The 21,176-nt window shown below is 72.7% G+C and carries 19 protein-coding genes; 9 read left to right on the forward strand and 10 right to left on the reverse strand.

The features are described 5' to 3' along the window. Positions 1 to 80: 80 nt before the first annotated feature. The 4 genes from B5D66_RS00455 to B5D66_RS00470 all read right to left on the reverse strand — a co-directional run bounded on the left by B5D66_RS00455 (position 81) and on the right by B5D66_RS00470 (position 5,571). Positions 81 to 1,598 carry an aldehyde dehydrogenase (NADP(+)) gene (locus tag B5D66_RS00455; RefSeq protein WP_078759542.1) on the reverse strand — a complete coding sequence of 506 codons (1,518 nt, stop codon included), beginning with the start codon at positions 1,596 to 1,598 and terminating at the stop codon, positions 81 to 83. A 60-nt stretch (positions 1,599 to 1,658) separates the two neighbouring features. Then, positions 1,659 to 3,101 (reverse strand): GntP family permease, encoded by a 1,443-nt coding sequence (locus B5D66_RS00460; RefSeq protein WP_078759543.1) that lies wholly within the window; start codon positions 3,099 to 3,101, stop codon positions 1,659 to 1,661. A gap of 175 nt (positions 3,102 to 3,276) precedes the next feature. Continuing rightward, positions 3,277 to 4,572 (reverse strand): glucarate dehydratase family protein, encoded by a 1,296-nt coding sequence (locus B5D66_RS00465; RefSeq protein WP_078759544.1) that lies wholly within the window; start codon positions 4,570 to 4,572, stop codon positions 3,277 to 3,279. Positions 4,573 to 4,587: 15 nt separating this feature from the next. Next, positions 4,588 to 5,571 (reverse strand): 5-dehydro-4-deoxyglucarate dehydratase, encoded by a 984-nt coding sequence (locus B5D66_RS00470; protein WP_078759545.1) that lies wholly within the window; start codon positions 5,569 to 5,571, stop codon positions 4,588 to 4,590. A gap of 439 nt (positions 5,572 to 6,010) precedes the next feature. On the opposite strand from B5D66_RS00470, the gene B5D66_RS00475 reads away from it, so the two are divergent. Then, positions 6,011 to 6,799 carry an IclR family transcriptional regulator gene (locus tag B5D66_RS00475; RefSeq protein ID WP_078759546.1) on the forward strand — a complete coding sequence of 263 codons (789 nt, stop codon included), beginning with the start codon at positions 6,011 to 6,013 and terminating at the stop codon, positions 6,797 to 6,799. 26 nt (positions 6,800 to 6,825) lie between these two features. Here B5D66_RS00475 and B5D66_RS00480 read toward each other — a convergent pair whose 3' ends face one another. Beyond that, the gene (locus tag B5D66_RS00480; protein WP_078759547.1) at positions 6,826 to 7,365 is read right to left on the reverse strand and encodes a MarR family winged helix-turn-helix transcriptional regulator; all 540 of its coding nucleotides are present in this window, start codon (positions 7,363 to 7,365) and stop codon (positions 6,826 to 6,828) included. A gap of 194 nt (positions 7,366 to 7,559) precedes the next feature. On the opposite strand from B5D66_RS00480, the gene B5D66_RS00485 reads away from it, so the two are divergent. From B5D66_RS00485 to fahA, 5 genes are read left to right on the forward strand one after another with little or no spacing between them, the layout of a single operon-like run. Then, positions 7,560 to 8,522, forward strand: a complete 963-nt coding sequence (locus B5D66_RS00485) for an MBL fold metallo-hydrolase (protein WP_078759548.1) — start codon at positions 7,560 to 7,562, stop codon at positions 8,520 to 8,522. A 14-nt stretch (positions 8,523 to 8,536) separates the two neighbouring features. Then, a complete protein-coding gene (locus B5D66_RS00490; protein WP_078759996.1) occupies positions 8,537 to 10,234 on the forward strand; it encodes an FAD-dependent monooxygenase in 1,698 nt (565 codons plus the stop codon). A 57-nt stretch (positions 10,235 to 10,291) separates the two neighbouring features. Then, complete coding sequence (locus B5D66_RS00495; protein ID WP_078759549.1) at positions 10,292 to 11,494, forward strand: homogentisate 1,2-dioxygenase; 1,203 nt, start codon at positions 10,292 to 10,294, stop codon at positions 11,492 to 11,494. After that, the gene (locus B5D66_RS00500) at positions 11,491 to 12,360 is read left to right on the forward strand and encodes a hypothetical protein (protein ID WP_078759550.1); all 870 of its coding nucleotides are present in this window, start codon (positions 11,491 to 11,493) and stop codon (positions 12,358 to 12,360) included. Before B5D66_RS00495 ends, B5D66_RS00500 begins: the two co-directional genes overlap by 4 nt. 49 nt (positions 12,361 to 12,409) lie before the next feature. Continuing rightward, on the forward strand, positions 12,410 to 13,633 hold the full coding sequence (fahA, locus tag B5D66_RS00505; protein WP_078759551.1) for a fumarylacetoacetase: 1,224 nt from the start codon (positions 12,410 to 12,412) through the stop codon (positions 13,631 to 13,633). A gap of 58 nt (positions 13,634 to 13,691) precedes the next feature. Here fahA and B5D66_RS00510 read toward each other — a convergent pair whose 3' ends face one another. Together B5D66_RS00510 and B5D66_RS00515 are read right to left on the reverse strand one after the other, a co-directional pair. Beyond that, entirely contained in the window at positions 13,692 to 13,928 is a 237-nt protein-coding gene (locus B5D66_RS00510; RefSeq protein ID WP_078759552.1) for a type II toxin-antitoxin system antitoxin, read from the reverse strand. A gap of 18 nt (positions 13,929 to 13,946) precedes the next feature. After that, entirely contained in the window at positions 13,947 to 14,873 is a 927-nt protein-coding gene (locus B5D66_RS00515; protein WP_394330017.1) for an SPFH domain-containing protein, read from the reverse strand. A gap of 116 nt (positions 14,874 to 14,989) precedes the next feature. Here B5D66_RS00515 and B5D66_RS00520 point away from each other — a divergent pair, with 116 nt between their 5' ends. Together B5D66_RS00520 and B5D66_RS00525 are read left to right on the forward strand one after the other, a co-directional pair. Next, positions 14,990 to 15,526: a PH domain-containing protein gene (locus B5D66_RS00520; RefSeq protein ID WP_078759554.1), complete on the forward strand. Its 537-nt coding sequence runs from the start codon at positions 14,990 to 14,992 to the stop codon at positions 15,524 to 15,526. Beyond that, entirely contained in the window at positions 15,523 to 17,061 is a 1,539-nt protein-coding gene (locus B5D66_RS00525; RefSeq protein ID WP_078759555.1) for a PH domain-containing protein, read from the forward strand. Before B5D66_RS00520 ends, B5D66_RS00525 begins: the two co-directional genes overlap by 4 nt. Positions 17,062 to 17,100: 39 nt before the next feature. On the opposite strand, the gene B5D66_RS00530 is transcribed toward B5D66_RS00525, so the two are convergent. Further along, a complete protein-coding gene (locus B5D66_RS00530; protein ID WP_078759556.1) occupies positions 17,101 to 17,490 on the reverse strand; it encodes an STAS domain-containing protein in 390 nt (129 codons plus the stop codon). Positions 17,491 to 17,677: 187 nt separating this feature from the next. Further along, positions 17,678 to 18,565 carry a LysR family transcriptional regulator gene (locus tag B5D66_RS00535; RefSeq protein ID WP_078759557.1) on the reverse strand — a complete coding sequence of 296 codons (888 nt, stop codon included), beginning with the start codon at positions 18,563 to 18,565 and terminating at the stop codon, positions 17,678 to 17,680. 131 nt (positions 18,566 to 18,696) lie between these two features. On the opposite strand from B5D66_RS00535, the gene B5D66_RS00540 reads away from it, so the two are divergent. Continuing rightward, positions 18,697 to 20,316 carry an SLC13 family permease gene (locus B5D66_RS00540; RefSeq protein ID WP_078759558.1) on the forward strand — a complete coding sequence of 540 codons (1,620 nt, stop codon included), beginning with the start codon at positions 18,697 to 18,699 and terminating at the stop codon, positions 20,314 to 20,316. A gap of 99 nt (positions 20,317 to 20,415) precedes the next feature. On the opposite strand, the gene B5D66_RS00545 is transcribed toward B5D66_RS00540, so the two are convergent. Further along, positions 20,416 to 21,024: a TetR family transcriptional regulator gene (locus B5D66_RS00545; RefSeq protein ID WP_159457180.1), complete on the reverse strand. Its 609-nt coding sequence runs from the start codon at positions 21,022 to 21,024 to the stop codon at positions 20,416 to 20,418. Between the last annotated feature and the right edge of the window lie 152 nt (positions 21,025 to 21,176).

Here is a 21,176-nt window from a genome sequence, read left to right on the forward strand (position 1 = left end):
CCGCCTACCCCGTTTCTTTCCTTCAGGTTTTCCCGCTCAGGCGCAGATTTTCACCTCACCTGGTCCTCGACCGCGGGTCGTCACGACCCGGACCGACCGTCCACACGCCGCGGAACCCCGGTGAAACCGTCCCGCAGCTCCTCCGGCAGCACCTCCTGCGGCGCGTTCTGCCAGGTGACCGGGCGCAGGAAACGGCGGATCGAGGTGAGGCCGACCGAGGTGTGCAGCGGATCGGTGGTCGCCGGCCACGGCCCGCCGTGCGTCATCGCCGCGCTCACCGCGACCCCGGTCGGGAAACCGTTGAACACGACCCGGCCGCAGAAGTCGCGCAACCGCGCGGCCGCGCGCTGCGCCGTCGCGTCCTCCGTCTCCCGCGCCGAGAGAACGGTGCCGGTGAGCGAACCCGGCAGGGCGGACAGCGCCCGCATCAGCTCCTCCTCGTCCTGGTAGGTGACCACCAGGGTCAAAGGACCGAAGCACTCCTCGGCGACCTCGGCGTCCAGGCGTCGCGCTTCGGTCGCCAAGAGCAGCACCGGCGCCTGCCAGCCGTCCTCGCCGGGGGCCGCGCCCTCCGCCAGCACGCGGGTCGCCTCGGACAGCGCCGCCGAACGCGACAGGTAGCCCTCGCGGATGCCCTGACTCAGCAGCGTCCCGGCCGCACGGCCGGAGACCGCCTCGGCCATCGCCGTGGCGACCGCCTCCCCCGACTCGCCCTCGGGCAGGAACACCAGGCCGGGCTTGGTGCAGAACTGCCCCTGGCCCATGGTGAAGGAGCCGACGATCCCCTCGGCGATCTCGCCCGCGCGCTGGTCGGCGGCCCGCGGGGTCACGACCAGGGGGTTGACACTGCCCAGCTCGCCGTAGAAGGGGATCGGATCCGGTCGCCCGGCCGCCAGGTCGAACAGGGCCCGGCCGCCGCGCAGCGACCCCGTGAACCCCACCGCCTTGATCCGGGGGTCGGTGACCAGCAGTGCCCCCGCCTCCTGTCCGTGGACGAGCCCCAGCACGCCGCGCGGCGCCCCGGCCTCCAGCGCGGCGGCGGCCATCACCTCGAAGCAGCGCTGCGACGTGGCCGGGTGGCCCGGATGGGCCTTGACCACCACCGGGCAGCCCGCAGCCAACGCCGCCACCGTGTCGCCCCCGGGCACCGAGAAGGCCAGCGGGAAGTTGCCCGCCCCGAAGACCGCCACCGGCCCCAACGGCATCAGCATCCGCCGCAGGTCCGGCCGGGGACCCATCGGCGTGTCCATCGGGTGGTCGATCACGGCTTCGAGGTAGGAGCCCTCCTCCACCGCGTCGGCGAACAGCTCGAACTGGTAACGGGTGCGCGTCAGCTCGCCGTTGAGCCGCTGGGCGCCCAACGCGGTCTCCCGGTCGGCCAATCCCACGATCGTCTCGCGGTCGGCCTCCAGGGCGGCCGCCATCGCCCGCAGCATGCGGACCCGCGCGGCGCGCCCGAGTCGTTCCAGCTCGGGTGCCGCCTGGGCGGCGGCGGCGCACAGCGCGGCCACCTCCTCCGGCGAGCTCTCGGTGGCGACCACCTCCGCCACCTTCCCCGTGCGCGGATCGATGCTGAGGACCTCGGCCTGATCGACCATGGTGAACCTTCCTCTCCTTGTCGTGGGTGGGGCGGAGCGCGGGGCGGCCCGCCCCATGGGTCAGGTGGTGAACGCGAGGCCGGCGCTGATGGCGGCGGCGATGAGGAACGCGATGCCCCCCATGAGCGTCTCCATCATCGTCCAGCTCTTCAACGTGGTCTTGATGTCGATGTCGAGGTAGCGGTTCATCAGCCAGAACCCGGAGTCGTTGACGTGGGACAGCACGGTCCCGCCCGCCGCGATCGCGATGACGACGAGCGCGATCTCCGGTTGGCCCATCCCGGCCTGGGCGATGAGCGGTGCCACGATCGGGGCGGTCGTGACGATGGCGACCGTCTTGGAGCCCAGGGCCACGCGCAGCGCTGTGGCGATGATGAAGGCCAGCACGATCACGGGCAGGGAGGTCTCACCCAGCACGTCGGCCAGCGCCTCCCCGGCTCCCGTGCGTTCCAGCACCTCGCCGAAGACCCCTCCGGCCCCGGTGACGAGCAGGACCAGCGCGACCGGGCCGAGCGCGGCGGTCGCCGCCTTCTCGACGCGCTCCAGGCTGAACCCGCCGCGCAGCCCCAGCAGCCAGAACGACAGCAGCGTCGCGATGATCAGCGCCGTGATCGGGTCGCCGATGAACATCAGCGCGTCGCGCAGGCCGCTCTCGGGCAGGAACACCGAGGAGAAGGTGTTGAGCAGGATGAGCAGGACCGGCAGCGTGATGATGGCCAGGGTGAGGCCCAACCCCGGGGCGCGCGCCTCCTCGTCGCCGTCCTCCCCCTTGGCCTGGCGTTCGGCCTCGGCGGAGAGGCCGGCGGGAACCGGGACGAAGACGCGGTCGCCCAGGCGCGAGCCGAACAGGTAGGCGCCGAGATACCAGGCGGGCAGGCCGCAGATGAGGCCCATGATCGTGACCCACCCCAGGCTCGCGCCGAGCAGTCCCGCCGCGGCCACCGGGCCGGGATGCGGCGGCAGCACCGCGTGCATGATCGCCAGTCCGCCCGCGGCCGGCAGGGCGATGCTGATCAGCGAACGTCCCGACCGTTTGGCGACGGCGTAGATGAGCGGCAGCATGATGATGAAGCCGACATCGAAGAAGACCGGGATGCCGAAGATCAGCGCGGTCACACCGACGGCCAGCGGGGAACGCCGTTCCCCGAAGCGTTTGAGCAGGTACTCGGAGAGGACGCGGGCCGCGCCCGACTCCTCCATCATCCGGCCGAGCATCGCGCCGAGGGCCACGATGATGGCGATGTCGCCGAGTGTCGCCCCCATGCCCTCCTGGAGCACACCGGGGATGTCGACGAAACGCAGGCCCGAGACGGCCCCCACGGCGATGCTGACGATGAGCAGCGCGATGAAGGCGTGCATCTTCGCCGCCATGACGAGCACGAGCAGCAGCGCCACGCCGCCGACGACGGTCGCGATGAGCGCCCATTCCGGCAGCGACCAGGCCAGCTCGACCGTCTCGGCGGCCAGTGGTCGCGGCTGGATAGGGTGGTTGAGAGGGGTCATGTGGATGCCTTCCGCAGGATCCGGGGCGCATCCGGCTCGATCCGGCTGCGCCCGTTGCGGCGCCGTCCCGCGAGGGCGGGGCGACGCCGAGGAGGGGCTTCCGGGTGGCGGCCACCACCCGGAAGCCGTGACCGCGCCCGCGCGGCACGGTCCGTGGGGCCGGCAGGGAGATCCGCTACCAGCGGGGCAGCCGCGGAGCGTTCCACTCCGGTTCGACGACCCGCATCGCGGCGACGTCGTCGCGGTCGCGTACCTCGCTGTCGGCCCAGCGACGGTGCAGGTCGGCCAGCGCCTCCCGGTCCAGCTCGACGCCCAGGCCGGGTTCGTCGCCGACCTCGACCGCGCCCCCGGTGAAGGTGTGCGGGCGGGTGATGACGTCCTCCTCCTGCCAGGGGCGATGGGTGTCGCAGGCGTGGTGGAGGTTGGGGACGGCCGCGGCGACCTGGGTCATCGCGGCGAGGCTGATACCCAGATGGGTGTTGGAGTGCATGGAGACCCCCACCCCGTAGCAGCGGCACATCGCCGCGAGGTCGAGGGTGGCGCGCAGCCCGCCCCAGTAGTGGTGGTCGCTGAGCACCACCTGGACGGCGCGGCGGGCGAACGCCTCGGGCACCTCGTCGAAGCCGGTGACGCACATGTTGGTGGCCAGGGGCATGCCGGTCTCGGCGTGGACCCGCGCCATACCCTCGACGCCCGCGGTGGGGTCCTCCAGGTACTCCAGGACCCCGGTGAGCTCGCGGGCCACGTACAGGCTCGTCTCCACCGACCAGGCGCTGTTGGGGTCCAGGCGCAGCGGCATGTCCGGGAACGCCTCGCGCAGCGCGCGCACCGCGGCGATCTCGGCGTCGGGCTCGAAGACCCCGCCCTTGAGCTTGATCGAGGTGAAGCCGTAGCGTTCGACGAAGATCCGGGCCTGCTCGACCACGCCGGCGGGATCCAGCGCGGCGCCCCAGGCGTCGGGGTCCTGCCCGGGATGGGCGGCCCACTTGTAGAACAGGTAGGCGCTGTAGTCCACGCGGTCGCGCACCTTGCCGCCGAGCAGCGCGTGGACGGGGACACCGAGGACCTTCCCCCATGCGTCGAGGAACGCGACCTCGAAGGCCGCGAACACGCTGGCCTTGAGCTTGGCCAGGTCGCGCTTGCCACGCAGGCCCGAGGCGGGGACGTCCGCGGTGGCGGCCTCCCGGGTCTCCTCCCCGAGGATCTGGTCGATGAGGGCCTTCAGCGCGGTCGGGCGCGCGACCTCCACCCCGTCGAGATGGGGGGCGACCTTGCGGATCGCGTCGAGGTATTCGGTGTCGCCGTAGGTCTCCCCCAGGCCGACGTGGCCGGAGGCGGTGTGCACCTCGATGATGGTGCGGGGGGTGAGGGGCTGGTGGACCCCCTGGAGGTTGAGCAGCGGCGGGTCGGTGATGAGGATCGGGGTGACGCGCACCTCGGAAACGCGCGCGCCGGTCGTCGGTGTGGTCATGGGGTCTCCTGGGGGTCAGCGGGCGACGAGGCTCAGACCGGTGCGGATGAGCTCGCGCGCCTCCTCAAGGTGCTCGGGGGCGGGTTCGGCCAGCGGGGAACGGACCGGGCCGACGTCGGCCCCGATCTCCTTCGCGCGGATCCGCGCCGCGGCCTTGACCAACGACACCGGGTATCCCGTCCCCTTGTCGCGCAGCCGCACCCAGGGGATGTAGAAGCCGTCGAGGAGGCCGTCGACCGTCGCGTCGTCCCCCTCACCGAGCGCGCGGAAGAAGGCGCCGGCGATCTCGGGGGCGAAGGCGTGCACGGCCGAGGAGTAGGCGGGCACACCGGTGGCGGCGTAGGCGCGGGCCTGGAGTTCGGCGGTCGGCGCGCCGTTGAAGAACAGGAACCCCTCGGGCGCGGCGCGGACGAGGCGCTGGACCCGGTCGAGGTCGCTGTGCCCGTCCTTGAGACCGATGACGGTGGGCACGCGCGCCAGCTCGGCCAGCGTCTCGGGGGCGAAGGTGACGTTGTCGCGCTGGTAGACGATGAGCGGCAGCCCGGTGGCCGCGGCGACCGCCTCGACGTGGGCGCGCAGTCCCTCTTGGGGGGAGCGGATCAGGTAGGGGGGCAGGAGCAGCAGCGCGTCGGCGCCGGCGCGCTGGGCGGCGCGGGCGAACTCCACCGCCAGTGGCGTGCCGTAGCCGGTGCCCGCGACAACGGGCAGGCGGCCCGCTGCGCGGCGGACCGCGGCGGTGACGATCCGCTCGTACTCCTCGACGCCCAGGTTGAAGAACTCCCCCGTCCCGCAGGCGACGAAGAGCGCCCCGGGGTCGGCGGCGAGCTGGTGGTCGAGGTAGGCGTCGAACTCGGCGGGGGCGAACTCCCCGTCGGGGCCGAATGCGGTCAGCGGGAAGGCGAGGACGGAACGGCGCATGCCCTCGGCGAGCCGCTCGGCGGTCTCGCGGACGCCCGCGGGACGATCGACCGGATCCCGGGGCGTGGTCACATCACTCAATTTGTCTCCATATGTAGACAGCTTTTTCGTATGGAAACGAACATTAATCTGCGAGACACATCACGTCAACATGTGAGCAACGCTGCCAGGAGGGTGGAAACCGGGCATCGGACGCCCGCTCCGCACCTCAGGCGAGGCGCGCCGCTCCCGCGTCCCCAGCGGATCCCGCGGCCACGCCGCGCCCACGACACGCTGCCTTCGGCCCGGCCGGCGCCACCCCGGCGGCCCCGATGACGCGGGAGAGCATGGCCACCGGCACGTCCGGGCAGGTCACCCCGCCCCCAGAGGCGCCCCGTCCCGCGTTTCCGCCGACGCCGACCGGCGCTGTCCACCCCCTTGGATACAATCTCCGGATCTAGACAGACATCGACGCGACTCCGGTCGCCGGACTTCGCGTCCGCGACCGCGTCCATGCGCCGGCCATTCCGGAAGGAGTCCCGTGACCGAGTCATCGGGCGTGCGCGAGGTCAAGTCCGCGGCCCGCACCGTCGAACTCCTCGAACTTCTCGGCGGCCTGCGGGAGCCCGCGACCCTGCGAGAGTTGTCCGAACGCATGTCGGTGCCGCGCAGCAGCCTGTACGCGCTGCTCCAGACCCTGGTGCACCGCGGATGGGTGCGCACCGACCCCACCGGGTCGCTCTACTCCATCGGCATCCGGGCGCTCCTCGCCGGCACGGCCTACATCGACGCCGATCCCCGGCTCGCGCTCGTGCGTCCCCACCTGGACGCGCTGTCCGAGCGGTTGGGCGAGACCCTGCACTTCGCCCGGCTCGACGGCCCCGACGTCGTCTACCTGGCCACCCGCGAGTCCCGTCACTACCTGCGCCCCTTCAGCCGCGTGGGACGCCGTCTCCCCGCGCACAGCACCTCCCTGGGCAAGGCCCTGCTGGCCGAGCGCTCCGACGAGGAGGTCGACGCGCTCCTGCCCGCCGAACTGGCGGCCCTGACCGAGACCACCGTGACCGACAGGGCGGGCCTGTTCGCCGAGCTGGCCGCGATACGCGGGCGTGGGTACGCGGTCGACAACGGTGAGAACGTCGTCGGGCTGACCTGCCTGGGCGTGGCGCTGCGCTACGACACCCCCGCCATGGACGCGCTGAGCTGCTCCATCCCGACCGCGCGCTGCACCCCCGATCTGCGCGAGCGCGTGCTGGAGGCGCTGATGGAGACGCGGGGCATCCTGGAGGCCACCGGCGCGGCCGCCCTGTCCCCCTTCGCCCGCCCCTGAGCCGGAGGGGCCGGGCGGCCCGGCCCTCAGCTCCGCCGTTTGGCCTCGGCGGCGGACGACCCTTCCATGAGCTTGCCCAGCAGCGCGACCAGGGTGGCGCGCTCCTCGCCCGTGAGCGCCGTGGCCCAGGCGCTCTCGCGCCTGTTGTGCGCGACGAACCCCCGTTCGATGGCGTCGCGCCCGGCCCCGGTCAGGCCGATGCGCACCGCGCGACGGTCGTAGTCGGCGCGCTCACGGGTCACCAGCCCGTCCCGGTGCAACGTGTTGACCAGGGAGGAGACCGCCGCCCGGCTCATACCCGACAGTTCGGCCGCGGTCTTGGCCTCCATCGGGCCGGCCAGCCAGAGGACGAACAGGACCCGAAACCCCGGCCACGTCCATCCGCTGGGGCGGTGCACCGATGACTCCAGGTCGTAGACGACCATGCTGGTCACCCGGTGCAGGGTGAGGACCAGTCGCATGGCGTCGAGGTCCACCGAGGGCATCGCGCGCCCGACCCGCTCCACGGCGTAGTCCACGAAGGACCAGAAGGTCAGCCCGTCGGGGATGTCGGTTCCGTGGCTCACGCCGCCCCACCCTAGTCCACCGCGCCTCTTTGGCGGCGGCCCTGCCACGCGGCCGTTGCGCCCGCCCTTTCAGGCCGGACAAATCATGTGACTCACTTCACATAAGCAAGTGGCGCGATACCCTTGGTCGCGTGACCTGGAGCACGTAGCGTCCGATTAATCAAAGGTTTGATCATTGCTCCGGAGGCCCGACCATGGCCAAGAAGCCCTTCGCCTCGTCCGCCGACCTCGACGAGAAGAAACAGACCCTGGAGGTCCTCGCCGACGGCGTCTACGCGCTGACCGCCGAGGGGGACCCCAACATCGGCGCCATCGAGGCGGAGGACTTCCTCATCTGCTTCGAGGCGCTGGCCACCCCCACCGCCGCCCGCGCCTGGCTCGCCCGGCTGCGCGAGCACACCGACAAGCCCATCCGCTACCTGGTGCTCTCCCACTACCACGCCGTGCGCGTCCTGGGCGCCAGCGCCTTCGACGCCGACATCGTCATCGCCCACGAGAAGACCCGCGCCCTCATCGCCGAACGCGGCGAACAGGACTGGAAGAGCGAGTTCGAGCGCATGCCGCGCCTGGCCAAGGACGCCTCCTCCGTCCCGGGACTGACCTGGCCCACCCAGACCTTCGCCGACCGGGTCACCATCGACCTCGGCGGCGACCGTGGCGAACTCGTCCTGGAACACCTCGGCCGCGGCCACACCGAAGGCGACATCGTGGCCTGGCTGCCCCGGCAGCGGATCCTCTTCGCCGGCGACCTCGTCGAAGCCGAGGCCGCGCTCTACACCGGCGACGCCTTCCACCGCGACTGGGCCGGTCCCACCCTGGACCGGGTCGCCGCGCTGGGCGCCGACATGCTCGTGGGCGGGCGCGGCCCGGTGACCCGCGGACGCGCCGCGGTGGACGCCGCCATCGAGCAGACCCGCCACTTCCTGCGGGTCATGCTCCAGGAGGTCGGCGCGGTGCACGCGCGCGGGGGAACGCTGAAGGAGGCGTTCGAGGCCGCCCACGCCGCGCTCGCCGACCGCTACGGCCACTGGCCGATCTTCGAACACTGCCTGCCCTTCGACGTCTCACGCCTGTGGGACGAACTCTCGGGGATCGAACGGCCCGTCATCTGGACGGCCGAACGCGACCGCGAGATCTGGGACCTGCTCCAGGACTGAGAGGGATGCCGGCCATGGCCGACCGTAGAAGCCACGTCCCCGACGATCGCGAACCGGTCCTGGTGCTGGGCGCCGGCCCCGTGGGGCAGACCGCCGCGCTGCTCCTGGCCCGCTGGGGCCTGCCCGTGGTGATCGTGGACGGCCGTCCCGCCCGCGATCCCGTCGGCTCCAAGGCCATCTGCCAGCAACGTGACGTCCTGGACGTCTGGGACACCCTGGGCGCGGGCGCCATCGTCGAGGAGGGGCTGACCTGGGACACGGCACGCACCTTCTACCGCGACGTCGAGCTGTTCGGCATCCGGCTGCGCGACCGGGGCGCCAGCCCCTTGCCCCCATTCGTCAACATCTCCCAGGCCCGCACCGAGGAGATCCTCGACGAGCGGCTGTCGGCCGCCGGGATCGCCGTGCGCTGGGGTCACGAGGTCACCGGCATCGACCAGAACGAGCACGGCGTCGTGGTGGAGTGCGACACCGACGCGGGGCCGGTACGGCTGCGCGGCTCCCACGCGATCGCCTGCCTGGGCGCCCGGGGGCGGGTCGCGCGCGAGGCGCTGGGGGTGGACTTCGCCGGGCACAGCTTCGCCGACCGCTTCCTCATCTGCGACATCCGCGCCGACCTGCCCGGCTGGGAGCGGGAACGGCGCTTCCACTTCGACCCCGACTGGAACCCCGGCCGGCAGGTGCTCATCCATCCCTGCCCCGACTCGGTCTACCGGATCGACTGGCAGGTCCCTCCCGACTTCGACCTGGACGCGGAGGAGAGGTCGGGAGGATTGGACCGCCGCATCCGCCAGATCATCGGCGAGCGGCCCTACGAGGTCGTGTGGCGCTCGTTGTACCGCTTCCACACGCGCCTGGCCGACCGGATGCGGGTGGGCCGGGTGCTGCTGGCCGGCGACTGCGCCCACCTGGTCGCCCCGTTCGGGGCGCGCGGCCTCAACTCCGGCGTCCACGACGCCGAGAACGCCGCCTGGAAACTGGCCTTCGCCGTCAACGGCTGGGGCGGTGCGGAGCTGCTGGAAAGCTACCACCTGGAACGTCACGCCGCCGCGCGCGAGAACGTCGAGATCACCAGCGCGACGATGCGCTTCCTGGTGCCCCATGGCGAACGGGAGCGCAGATGGCGCGAGAGCGTCCTGGAACGCGCGCTGACCGAGCCCTCGGCCCGGGAGCAGGTCGACTCGGGACGGTTGTCCGAGCCCTTCTGGTACACCGCCTCCCCCTTGACCACCGCGCATCCGGAACGCCCCTTCCCCGGCCGCCCCCCGCGCGGGCAGGCCCCCCTCCCCTGCCCCGGGGTCCTGGTACCCGACGCTCCCGTGCGCCTGGCCGGCCAGGACCGTCCCGCCCGGCTGCGCCCGCTGGCCCGCTTCGGACTGACCCTGCTGACCACCGACGCCGCCGGCGCCACCGCGGCCCTGACCGCGGCGCGGGCGGTCACCAGGGCTCCCGTGTCGGCGCTGGTGCTGCCCGAGATCGACCACACCGGCGCGCTGACCAGGGCGCTGGAGGCCCGGCCGGGCGAGGCCTGGCTGTTGCGTCCCGACGCCCACGTCGCCGCCGTGGTCGAGGCCACCGATCCGGCCGCGGTCGCCACCGCCGTGCGCACCGCGCTGGGACGCGGCGGGCCCGGAGTCGTCCCGCCGCGTTCCCCCGAGCCCTTCGGACACCGGATCGCCGGCGGGGAGGAGGCCGCCCCCACCGCCGGATGAGAACCGGCTCCGGCCGGGCCCGCACAGCGACGAACACGCCGACCCGAGGAGAACGTCATGGCCTACTACCGCAGCGTGGGCGAGGTGCCGCGGACCCGGCACACCCAGCACCGCACCCCCGAGGGGGGCCTGTACTACGAGGAGCTGATGGGCGAGGAGGGGTTCTCCTCCGACTCCTCCCTGCTCTACCACCGCCACATCCCCTCCGCGATCGTCGACGCCCGGGTCTGGGAGCCCCCGGACCAGTCCCGCACCCCCAACTCGCCGCTGATCCCGCGCCACCTGCGCCTGCACACCCTGTTCGGTGACGACTGGAAGGACACCGACCCCGTCACCGGCCGCCGACTGGTGCTGGGCAACGACGACGTGCGCATCTCCTATGTCGCCGCGGGGACGGCCTCGGAGCTGTACCGCAACGCGATCGGCGACGAGTGCGTCTACATCGAGTCGGGGGCGGCGACCCTGGAGACCGTGTTCGGCGCGCTGGAGGTGGGCCGGGGCGACTACGCCGTCATCCCCCGCGCCACCACCCACCGCTGGATCCCCTCCGGCGACGAGCCGCTGCGCGCCTACGCGATCGAGGCGTCCGGGCACATCGCCCCGCCCCGGCGCTACCTATCGCGCTACGGCCAGTTCCTGGAACACGCCCCCTACTGCGAGCGCGACCTCCGGGGTCCCGCCGGTCCCTTGGTGGCCGAGGGCGAGGACGTCGACGTGCTCGTCAAGCACCGCGGCCCCGGTCCCGGCGGGATCGCCGGCACCCGCTACACCTACCCCCGTCACCCCTTCGACGTGGTCGGCTGGGACGGGTGCCTGTACCCCTACGCCTTCAACATCGCCGACTACCAGCCCATCACCGGACGGGTGCACCAGCCGCCGCCGGTCCACCAGGTGTTCGAAGGCCCCAACTTCGTCATCTGCAACTTCGTGCCGCGCAAGGTGGATTACCACCCGCTGTCGATTCCGGTGCCCTACTACCACTCCAACGTCGACTCCGACGAGGTCATGTTCTACTGCGGCGGCGACTACGAGGCGCGCAAGGGCTCGGGGATCGGCCAGGGCTCGGTCTCGCTGCATCCGGGCGGGCACTCCCACGGGCCCCAGCCCGGCGCCTATGAGCGCAGCGTCGGCGTGGAGGCCTTCGACGAACTGGCCGTCATGGTGGACACCTTCCGCCCACTGGACCTGGGCGAGGGCGGGCTGACCGCCGAGGACCCGGGCTACGCCTGGACCTGGTCGGGGCGGGGACCGCGGCCGTGAGCGCCGTCGCGGAGCTGGTGGGCGCGCTGTTCGACGACGCCGCGCTGTTCCCGCCCGGCCTGGCGCCCATGGAGGTGGCGGTACCCGCCCACCGCGGGTACCGCCACGGACCGCTGGCCCCGTTCGTGGGACCGTTCCTGGTGGCCGACACCGCGCTGCCCCGGCTGGCGCCCGTCCTGGCCGGCGAGGACGACGCCGAGCCGTTGCGCATCGGGGTGACCGTGCCCGGCGGTGCCGACGCGGTCGGGCCCGCGGTCTCCTCCGCCGTCGCGCTGGCCGGCGTCAGGCTGGTGGCCGTGGAGGCGGCCGTGGCGCCCGGCGACCCCCCGGTGGCCGGGACACGGCGCACGGTCGAGGCGCTGGCGCGTCACCTGCCCGACGGTGTCACCGGTTACGTCGAGGTTCCACGCGCGGGTGATGCCCGTGCGTCACTGGCCGTCGTCGCCGAGGCCGGGCTGCGGGCCAAGTACCGCACCGGCGGCGTACGCGCCGACGCCTTTCCCGCCGAAGAGGAGCTGGCGGTGTTCGTGCGCGCCGCCGTGGACCTCGCCGTCCCGTTCAAGTGCACGGCCGGCCTGCACCACGCGGTGCGCCACACCGCGGCCGACACGGGGTTCCAGCACCACGGATTCCTCAACGTGCTGCTGGCCGTCCACGCCGCCCTCAACGGCGCCCCGCCCGAGCGGATCGCCGGCGTGCTGGCCGTGCGCGACGGGCGGCGCCTGGCCGCCGAGGCCGGCGCGCTGGGGACGTCCGCGGCGCGCGCGATACGCGCCGGATTCGTCTCCTACGGCACGTGCAGCGTCACCGAGCCCCTGTCGGACCTGGCCGACCTGGGCCTTCTCCCCCGTTTCTCCCGCGTCTGAGCCCGGGGCCGTCCCGGGCCGTGTTCCACGGATTGGAAGAGAGGATTCCTTGCCCGCCAGTTGGCTCGACATCGCCCCCGATTCCCCGTTCGGCATCGCCACCCTGCCCTACGGGGTCTTCGGCACCGAGAGCACGCCCGCGCCACGTGTCGGCGTGGCGATCGGCGACCACGTGCTCGACGTCGCCGCGACCGCCCGGGCCCTCGGGTCCTCCCTGGAGGGTCTGCTGACGGGTCCCACGCTCAACCCGCTCCTCGCGGCCGGGCCCGCGGCCTGGCGCGACGTGCGCGACGCCGTCACCACGTGGTTGACCGACGCCACGCTGGCCGACCGGGTCCGGCCGCACCTGCACGACCGGGCGTCGGCGCGGCTGTACCTGCCCTTCGAGGTCGCCGACTACGTCGACTTCTACTCGTGCGAACACCACGCCGCCAACGTCGGCCGGATCTTCCGGCCGGGCCAGCCGCCGCTGACACCGAACTGGAGGCACCTGCCGATCGGCTACCACGGCCGGGCCGGCACCGTGGTCGTCTCCGGGACCGACGTGGTGCGCCCCTCGGGGCAGCGTAAGGGGCCACACGACCAGTCGCCGCTGTTCGGGCCGTCGACGCGTCTGGACATCGAGGCCGAGGTGGGTTTCGTCGTGGGGGTCCCCACCGAGCCGGGAACGCGGGTGCGGGTGGCGGACTTCGCCGACCACGTCTTCGGGGCGTTCCTGCTCAACGACTGGTCGGCGCGTGATCTACAGGCGTGGGAGTACGTGCCGCTCGGCCCGTTCCTGGGCAAGTCGTTCGCCACCTCGGTCTCGCCGTGGGTGGTCCCGCTGGCGGCCCTGGCGGAGGCCCGCGTGGCCCCGCCGGCCCGCGACCCCGAGCCCCTGCCCTACCTGCGTGACGTCGAGGACGACCCCTGGGGGCTGGACCTGCGCCTGGAGGTGCGCCTCAACGGGCACCTCGTGGCGCGCCCCCCGTTCGCGCAGATGTATTGGACCCCCGCCCAGCAGCTCGCCCACCTGACCGTCAACGGAGCGCGGCTGCGCACCGGCGATATCTACGCCTCGGGGACGGTGAGCGGACCCGAGCGCGACCAGCGCGGCTCCCTGCTGGAGCTGGCCTGGAACGGCGAGGAGCCGTTGCGGCTCCCCGATGGGGGCGAGCGCTCGTTCCTGGCCGACGGCGACAGGGTGAGCATCACCGCGACGGCGCCCGGCCCCCAGGGGAGCGTGATCGGGTTCGGCGAGGTCACCGGCCGTATCCTGCCCGCGCGCGGCTGAGACGGCCGCACGCTCGACGCCGCGGCCCCTTCCCCCTCGATGGGAAGGGGCCGCGGCGTCACTTCTCCTCTTCACCGTGGTCCTGCGCTGTCCCGTCGTCCTTCCTCGTGCGCGGGCGGCCCCGGCGCGGGATCGCCCCCGCGTCCCGGGGCAGCCGGCCCGCGTCGGACAGGGCGCGGCGGAGCAGGAACTCGATCTGGGCGTTGGTGCTGCGCAGCTCGTCGCCGGCCCAGCGCGCCAGCGCGTCGTGGACCGCGGGATCGAGCCGTAACAGGATCTTCTTCCGCTCGGCCAAGGTGATCGAACCGCCTGTTTACTGGTACAGCGACCCTGTGTTGACGACCGGGTTGGTGGGCCGGTCCGAGCACAGGACGACGAGCAGGTTGCTGACCATGGCGGCCTTGCGCTCCTCGTCCAATTCCACCACGGACTCCTCCGCCAGCCGCTGCAAGGCCAGGTCCACCATGCCCACCGCGCCCTCGACGATGCGCTGGCGGGCGGCGACGACCGCGTTGGCCTGCTGACGCTGGAGCATGGCCTGGGCGATCTCCGACGCGTAGGCCAGGTGGGTGAAACGCGACTCGATGATGCGGACGCCGGCCGACTCCACCCGCTCGGAGATCTCGCGGGACAGCCGTTCGGTGATCTCGTCGGCGTTGTCGCGCAGCGAGAGCTTGCCGGGCTCGTGGGCGTCGTAGGGATAGTTGTTGGCGATGTGCCGCACGGCCGTCTCGGCCTGGATGCTGACGAACTCGACGAAGTCGTCCACCTCGAACACGGCGCGGGCGGTGTCGTCGACCTGCCAGACCACGACCGCGGCGATCTCGATCGGGCTGCCGTCGAGGTCGTTGACCTTCATGACGCTGGTCTCGTGGTTGCGGATGCGGGTGGAGACCCGCTGGCGCGTGGTCACGGGGTTGACCCAGCGCAGTCCGTCGGTGCGCACGGTCCCGGTGTAGCGGCCGAGGAACTGGATCACGCGGGCCTCGTTGGGGCTGACGATCGTCAACCCGCAGGCGAGGAGCAGGCCGGCCAGGATCAGGACCACGCCGGCGACGACGGCCACCGCCGGGCCCGTCAGCCCCCACACCCCCACTGCCGCGCCTCCCACCACCAGCACCAGGGCGACCAGCACCATCGGGATGCCGGGCAGGTTGAGCGCGGCCCGTTCGCGTACTTGGGGGGTGGGCATCTGCACCGCCATCGCGGTGGGGTCGGTGTTCATCGTCGTCTCCCTCATCGTCCGTATCGGATGTCTTCAGACTAGCATTGTGATATCACTTTTTAAAACGGACGGAGGTGACCCGCCCCTTCGTCGCCCCGCGGCAACGGCCGCGACGACCGCCCGGAGGCACCATGACACCCCTGACTTCCCCGCTTCCCCCGCCCACCGCGCCCCTGCGTCTGCGCCCGCCCCGCCACCGGGTCGAGCGCCGCGCGATCGGCTGGTGGGCGCTGCGCTCCCTGCTGGGGGGCGGATCCGTCACCGCCCTCGCGGTCGCCACGGCGCTGCTGGCCGGCCCCCTCACCGGACCGGTACGGCCCTGGCTGTGGCCGGCCACGGGATTGATCGCCGCGCTCGCCCTGGCCCACCTGCTCGTCGTCCCCCTGTGGCGGTACCGGGTGCACCGCTGGGAGACCACCGACGACGCCGTCTACACCCGCGCGGGCTGGCTGTGGCAGGAATCGCGGGTCGCGCCGATGTCACGCGTCCAGACCGTGGACACCACGCGGGGCCCGTTGCAGCGCCTCTTCGGCCTGGCCGGTGTGACCGTGACGACGGCCTCGGCGGCGGGCCCTCTCGTCATCACCGGGCTGGACCACGAGCGGGCGCGCGCGCTGGTCACCCGGCTCACCGAGTCCGCCCTCGCCACTCCCGGAGACGCCACGTGAACACCCCAATCCCCGAAATCCCCCGGTCCGCCGTCCCCACCGCCGTCGCCGCCTCCGGCTGGCGACGGCTCAGTCCACGCAGCGCCGCCGTCACCACCGTCGCCCTGGCGGTCTTCGCCGGACTGCCCTGCCTGGTGACCGGTGCCGTCCTCGCCGTGACCGGGACGCTCGTGGCCGCCGCGATCGTGGCGGGCTGCGGAGTCCTGACCGTCGCCGGCGTCGCCGCCGTCGAATGGCTGCGGGTGGCCGCCACCCGCTACCGGGTCACCGACGAACGGGTGGAACGGCGGGTGCGCCTGTTCGGCGAGACACACCGCTCGATCCCCCGCGACCGGATCCGCAGCGTCGACGTCAGCGCCGACGTGGTGGCGCGGCTGCTCGGCCTGGCCCGGGTGACCGTGGGCACCGGGCAGGGGGACGGCGAGACGCTGTGTCTGGCGTCGGTCACCACGGCCGAGGCCGCGGTGCTGCGCAGGGAGCTGCTGGCACGCGGTGTGGACCCCGCGGAGGGACGCGAGGAGCCGAACGACGCGATCACCCGGTTGGACCCGCGCTGGTTCGGCTACGTCCCGTTCGCCGCGTGGACGCCCGCGTTGGGCCTGGGCGTGTTCGGCGGCCTGTACTCGGTGCTGGGCTGGTTCGGCGACGACGTGGCGAACGGGGTCGCCCTGTGGGTGTGGGCGGAGCTGCGCGGCGCCCCCGCGCTCGGGGCCGTCGTGGCCCTGGGCTCGGTGCTGGCCACCGGCGTTCTCACCGGCCTGGCCGTCTCGGTGGAGCGCTGGTGGGGTTACCGGCTGGACCGGGAGGGGGGCCGGACCCTGCGGATGCGGCGCGGGCTGCTCACCACCACGTCGATCTCGTTGGAGGAGGAGCGGCTGCGCGGCGTCGAGCTGGTCGCGACCGTGCCCGCGCGCTGGACCGGCGCGGCGCGGGTCCGTGCGGTGGCGACCGGTCTGGCCCGCAGCGGTTCCCAGGACAAGGGCGATCCGAGCCAGCTCACCCCCGACCTGCCCCTGGCCGAGGCCCAGCGCGTGGCCGCCGCGGTGTTGCGGGAGGAGCGCTCACCGCTCGCCGCGGCCCGGTGGACCGCCCACCCCCGGGCGGCGCTGCGCCGCCGCCTGTCCAGGGCGCTGCTGGCGTGCGCCGTGGTGGCCGTCGTGGCCGCCGCCGTCAGTGCCCTTGTGGCCGCGCTCCCCGACCTCGCCTGGACCGTGGTGCTGCTCGCCCTCCCACCGGCCCTGTTGTACGCGGCCGGCCTGTACCGCCGGCTCGGACACGCGCTGCACGGCCCCTACCTGCTGGTGCGATCGGGCTGGTTGCGTCACCGCGCGGTGGCGCTGCGCCGTGACGGGGTGATCGGCTGGCGGATCACCCGCTCACCGTTGCAGCGGACCGCGGGATTGGCCACCATCGGCGCGACCACGGCCGCGGGCAAGGGGGTGTACCGGGCGCCGGATGTCGACCTGACCGAGGGGCTCGGATTCGCCGATGCCGCCGTTCCGGGGCTGCTCACCCCGTTCCTGGAACGCGGGTGAGCAGCCCCCATGATCTGGAGCGCGGCCGGGTCCGGCCGGTCAGCGGCGCGGGTCCAACCGGCCGGACCCACCTCCCAGACGGTCGTGGCCGTGGGTGAGCGCCGCCTCGACGATGGGATAGATGTCGAACACCTGCTCCATGGCCAGCGCGTCCAGCGTGCGCCGGGCCGGTCCCGAGGGTTCCGCCAGCACCATGTGACGGCCGGCCCGGGTCAGGATGCGATAGACCGCCATCAGCGTGCGCACGCCGCTGGCGTCGAAGAAACGCACCCGGGACAGGTCGACGACCAGGCAGGCGCATCCCTCGCGGGAGGCCGCGGCGAGAAGGCGCTCGCCCAGGTCACCTGCGGTGGCGAGGTCGATCTCGCCGTGGACCTCGACCACCACCGCGTCACCACACGGAAAGCGCTCCTGGTCTCTTCCGAACACACCGCAACTCCTCCTCACCCCCCGTCCGGCCCCTCCCCCTCCATCACCGATCGTAGGCGAGAGGCCCTTTCCCGCGGGGTGAAATCACCTGATTCGCGACTGGGGTGACCCAGGAGGCGCGTGGAAGACCACTGACGGCCACCACGCGCGCCCCTCACGCCGCCGCCATCCAGGGGATAGCCGCCGCCTATCGATCCTCGGCGTCACCGAGCAGGACCCCGCGAAACGCCGCGGCCCCGGGCGAGAGCCGGCCCCGTCGGGTCACCAGCCAGATGCCCAGGTGAGCCGGTGGATCCAGGCCGACCACGGCGAGCCCCGCCATGCGGGCCGGCCGTGCCCACGCCTCGGCCAGCAGCGCCACGCCCGCGCCCTCCACGACCAACGGGATGATCGCCTCGCGGTGGTGGGCCTCGACGGAGATCCGCACCTCCACTCCCGCGTCGCGGTAACCGTCGACGAGCGCGCGCATGCGGCTGCCCGGAGGTCCGGCGACCACGGACAGGCCCGCCAGATCGGCCGGGCGGACCCGGCCGCGGCCGGCGAGCGGGTGCGTGGCCGGGACGACGAGGACGAACTCCTGAGCCCCCAGCTCGTGTACGGCCAACCCCGGGTCCCCGGGCGGACCGTCATCACCGAGCAGGCCCAGCTCGGCGGCGCCGGTGCGGACCGCCTCCACCACCTCCCCGGGCAGGTCCGCGGCCCGGAGCACGACCTCGACCCCCGGGTGGCGGCGCGCGAACGCGGCGACCGCCGAACTGAGCGGCGCGACCGCCGGCGAGGGCATCGAGACCACCTCCACCCGCCCCGATCGCAGGCGGCGCACCGACTCGACCACCGCCCGGGTCGCCGCGAGGCCGCGCAGCACCTCGCGCGCCGGTTCGACCATGGCGTGACCGGCCTCGGTCAACACCACCCGGCGGCCCACCCGGTGGAACAGTGGGGTGCCCAGGTCGCGCTCCAGCGCCCGAACGGCCTGCGACAGCGAGGGTTGGGCCAGGTGCAGCGCCCTTGCCGCGCGGTTGAACCCGCCCTCGTCGACGATCGCGAGGAAGTAGGCGAGCTGACGGGCGTCCATGGCCACGCCTCACGGGCGACGGAACCGATAGGGCGAACCTATCAACGCGGTAGAAAAGTGGTCTTGGACCGCGGCGCGGACGGCAGTGCAGGGTGAGCCCGAGGATGCCGACGAGCCGGAGGAGGCGCGCCATGGGAGACGACGCCGTGGGGCAAAGCGCGCCCCGGGGACGCACCGACGTCGAGGCGGCCCTCCTCGGCCACGCCACCTACCGCAGCCTGGGAGAGCAGCGCCTCACCCCGGCCGAGGAGCGGTTCGAGAAGGCCCGGCGCACCCTCGGCCTCGTTCTCGCCCCGCTCCTGGCCATCGGGTTCTGGCTGCTGCCCCTGGACCTGCCCGACGCCCAACAGACCCTCGGAGCGGTCCTGCTCGGCGTCATCGTGCTGTGGGTGACCGAACCGGTGCCGATCCCCATCGGCGGGCTCATCGGCGTGGCCTGTGTGGTGATCGCCGGGGTCCTCCCCGCCGACGACGTCCTCGCCCCCTTCGGCTCCTCCACCGTGTTCACCTTCATCGGCGCCTTCATCCTCGCGCAGGCGATGATGAAACACGGGTTGACCAGGCGGTTCGCCTTCCGCATCCTGTCGCTTCCCGGCGTCGGGGCGACGACCACGCGGGTGGTGTGCGCCTTCGGCGTCATCACCGCGCTGCTGTCGGCGTTCGTCTCCAACACCGCCACTGTTGCGATGCTGCTGCCCACCGCCCTGGGCATCCTCACCGTCATCGCCAAACTCCTCCAGGCGCGCGGCCTGGTGCCCGAGGACTTCGATCCGCTGCGGCTGCGCGTGGGGACCGCGCTGATGTTGATGCTGGCCTACGGCGCGAGCGTCGGCGGGCTGCTGACGCCCGTGGGCACCCCGCCCAACCTCATCGGGCGGGGCCTGATCGAGGAGGCCACCGGCGAGCGCATCTCCTTCGCCCAGTGGGTGGCGACCGCGGCGCCGATCTGCCTGACGATGTTCCTGGCCCTCGCGGTGATCCTGCTGCTGATCAACCGGCCCGAGATCAGACGGCTGGAGGGTGTGCAGGAGTACGTGCAGGCCGAGCGGGCGGCGATGGGGCCGATGTCACGGGCCGAGAAGAACACCCTCGTGGCGTTCGCGGTCACCGTCACCCTGTGGATCCTGCCGGGCGTGGTCGCCCTGGTCTTCGGCACCGATTCCACGCTGTACGCCACGGTCAGCGACCGGCTGGACGAGGGGATCGTGGCCGTCCTGGGCGCCTCCCTGCTGTTCCTGCTCCCGGTACGGTGGAGGGACCGGGAGTTCACGCTGACCTGGAGCGAGGCCGCGCGCATCGACTGGGGCACGGTCCTGCTGTTCGGCACCGGCATCATCTTCGGCTCGCTGCTGGACGCGACCGGGCTGGCCGGCACCATCGGCGCGTCCTCCGCCGCGGCCCTGGGACTGGGCAGCGCCATGGCGATCACCGCGTTCGCGATCGTGCTGGCCATCGTGATCTCCGAGACGACGAGCAACACCGCCGCGGCGGCGGTCGTCGTGCCGATCATCATCCCGATCGCGACGGCGGCGGGCGTCGATCCGCTCCTGCCCGCGTTGGCCGCGACGTTCGCGGCCTCCTTCGGGTTCATGCTGCCGGTCTCCACCCCGCAGAACGCGGTCGTCTACGGTTCGGGCCTGGTTCCCATCACCCGGATGATCCGTTCGGGGGTGTCCTTCGACGTGATCGGCGGGATCCTCATCCTGCTCCTCCTGCCGATCATGGTGGGCATCACCGGTATCGGGACCTGAGCGGCGGGGAGCGGGCCGGTAGCCCGGCGGCCCTGCCCGTGACGGGGCCGTGGCTCGCGGCCGACGGTTGCGCGCTTCAGCGCGGTGCGCCGCGACCGCTCAACCGCAGCAGGAGGGCCGCAACGCGGCCATGACCCTGTCGAGGCACGTGGCGATGTCCTCGCCCTCCAGCGAGTCCGCGGTCCGGGCGAGGGCGGCCTGCAGGCAGGCGAAGGCGGCCCCGACCACGGCGCGCAGCACGGGTTCGTCGGCCGTCCTCCCGTTCGCCGAGGAGCGGGCGACCAGCGCTTCGAGGAGACGCTGCTGGAGACAGTCCATCTTCTGCAGATAGGCGGCCAGGAGGGTCGGGCTGGCCTCGATGAACCGGTGGACCGCCGCGACCCGTTCACGGTGGCCGGCGTCCGCGCACTGTTCGACCACGACGTCGAACACGCGCCGCAGCGAATCCCACGGCGCCTCTTCCGAGGGGCGGCCGGCGAGGCGGGCGAGGAAGTCGTCGCTCTGCCGCTCGAAGCTGTCGAGCGCGGCGTCCTCCTTCGAGGCGAAGTAGCGGAAGAAGGTGCGCTGCGACATGCCGACGGACTCGGCGATGTCGTCCACGGTCGTGGCGTCGAACCCCTTGACCGCGAAGAGCTCCTCGGCGGCCTGGGCGATCTTCGATCGCACGGCACGCCGTGACACCTCTCGTAGCCCGTTCGTATTGGCCATATCGGTCATGTTAGCAACCGACTGTTTTGACAGTGACTGACAGATATGTCGTACCCTGCTGGAGGTGTCCCGGCATGTCCTGTAGTACGCGCCACCAGGTGCGACGCCCCCGGGACAGTGCGCACCAGCGCGCGTACGCCCCCTCCCACGTT

It is taken from the genome of Marinactinospora thermotolerans DSM 45154 (assembly GCF_900167435.1).
Taxonomy (GTDB): Bacteria; Actinomycetota; Actinomycetes; order Streptosporangiales; family Streptosporangiaceae; genus Marinactinospora; species Marinactinospora thermotolerans.

What these genes read in the sequence shown, in the direction of transcription:
- B5D66_RS00540 (WP_078759558.1), top strand. Translation starts at nt 18,697, where the DNA reads ATGGGAGACGACGCCGTGGGGCAAAGCGCGCCCCGGGGACGCACCGAC.
- B5D66_RS00495 (WP_078759549.1), top strand. Translation starts at nt 10,292, where the DNA reads ATGGCCTACTACCGCAGCGTGGGCGAGGTGCCGCGGACCCGGCACACC.
- B5D66_RS00455 (WP_078759542.1), bottom strand. Translation starts at nt 1,598, where the DNA reads ATGGTCGATCAGGCCGAGGTCCTCAGCATCGATCCGCGCACGGGGAAG.
- B5D66_RS00460 (WP_078759543.1), bottom strand. Translation starts at nt 3,101, where the DNA reads ATGACCCCTCTCAACCACCCTATCCAGCCGCGACCACTGGCCGCCGAG.
- B5D66_RS00515 (WP_394330017.1), bottom strand. Translation starts at nt 14,873, where the DNA reads ATGAGGGAGACGACGATGAACACCGACCCCACCGCGATGGCGGTGCAG.
- B5D66_RS00465 (WP_078759544.1), bottom strand. Translation starts at nt 4,572, where the DNA reads ATGACCACACCGACGACCGGCGCGCGCGTTTCCGAGGTGCGCGTCACC.
- B5D66_RS00490 (WP_078759996.1), top strand. Translation starts at nt 8,537, where the DNA reads ATGGCCGACCGTAGAAGCCACGTCCCCGACGATCGCGAACCGGTCCTG.
- B5D66_RS00485 (WP_078759548.1), top strand. Translation starts at nt 7,560, where the DNA reads ATGGCCAAGAAGCCCTTCGCCTCGTCCGCCGACCTCGACGAGAAGAAA.
- B5D66_RS00545 (WP_159457180.1), bottom strand. Translation starts at nt 21,024, where the DNA reads ATGGCCAATACGAACGGGCTACGAGAGGTGTCACGGCGTGCCGTGCGA.
- B5D66_RS00535 (WP_078759557.1), bottom strand. Translation starts at nt 18,565, where the DNA reads ATGGACGCCCGTCAGCTCGCCTACTTCCTCGCGATCGTCGACGAGGGC.
- B5D66_RS00520 (WP_078759554.1), top strand. Translation starts at nt 14,990, where the DNA reads ATGACACCCCTGACTTCCCCGCTTCCCCCGCCCACCGCGCCCCTGCGT.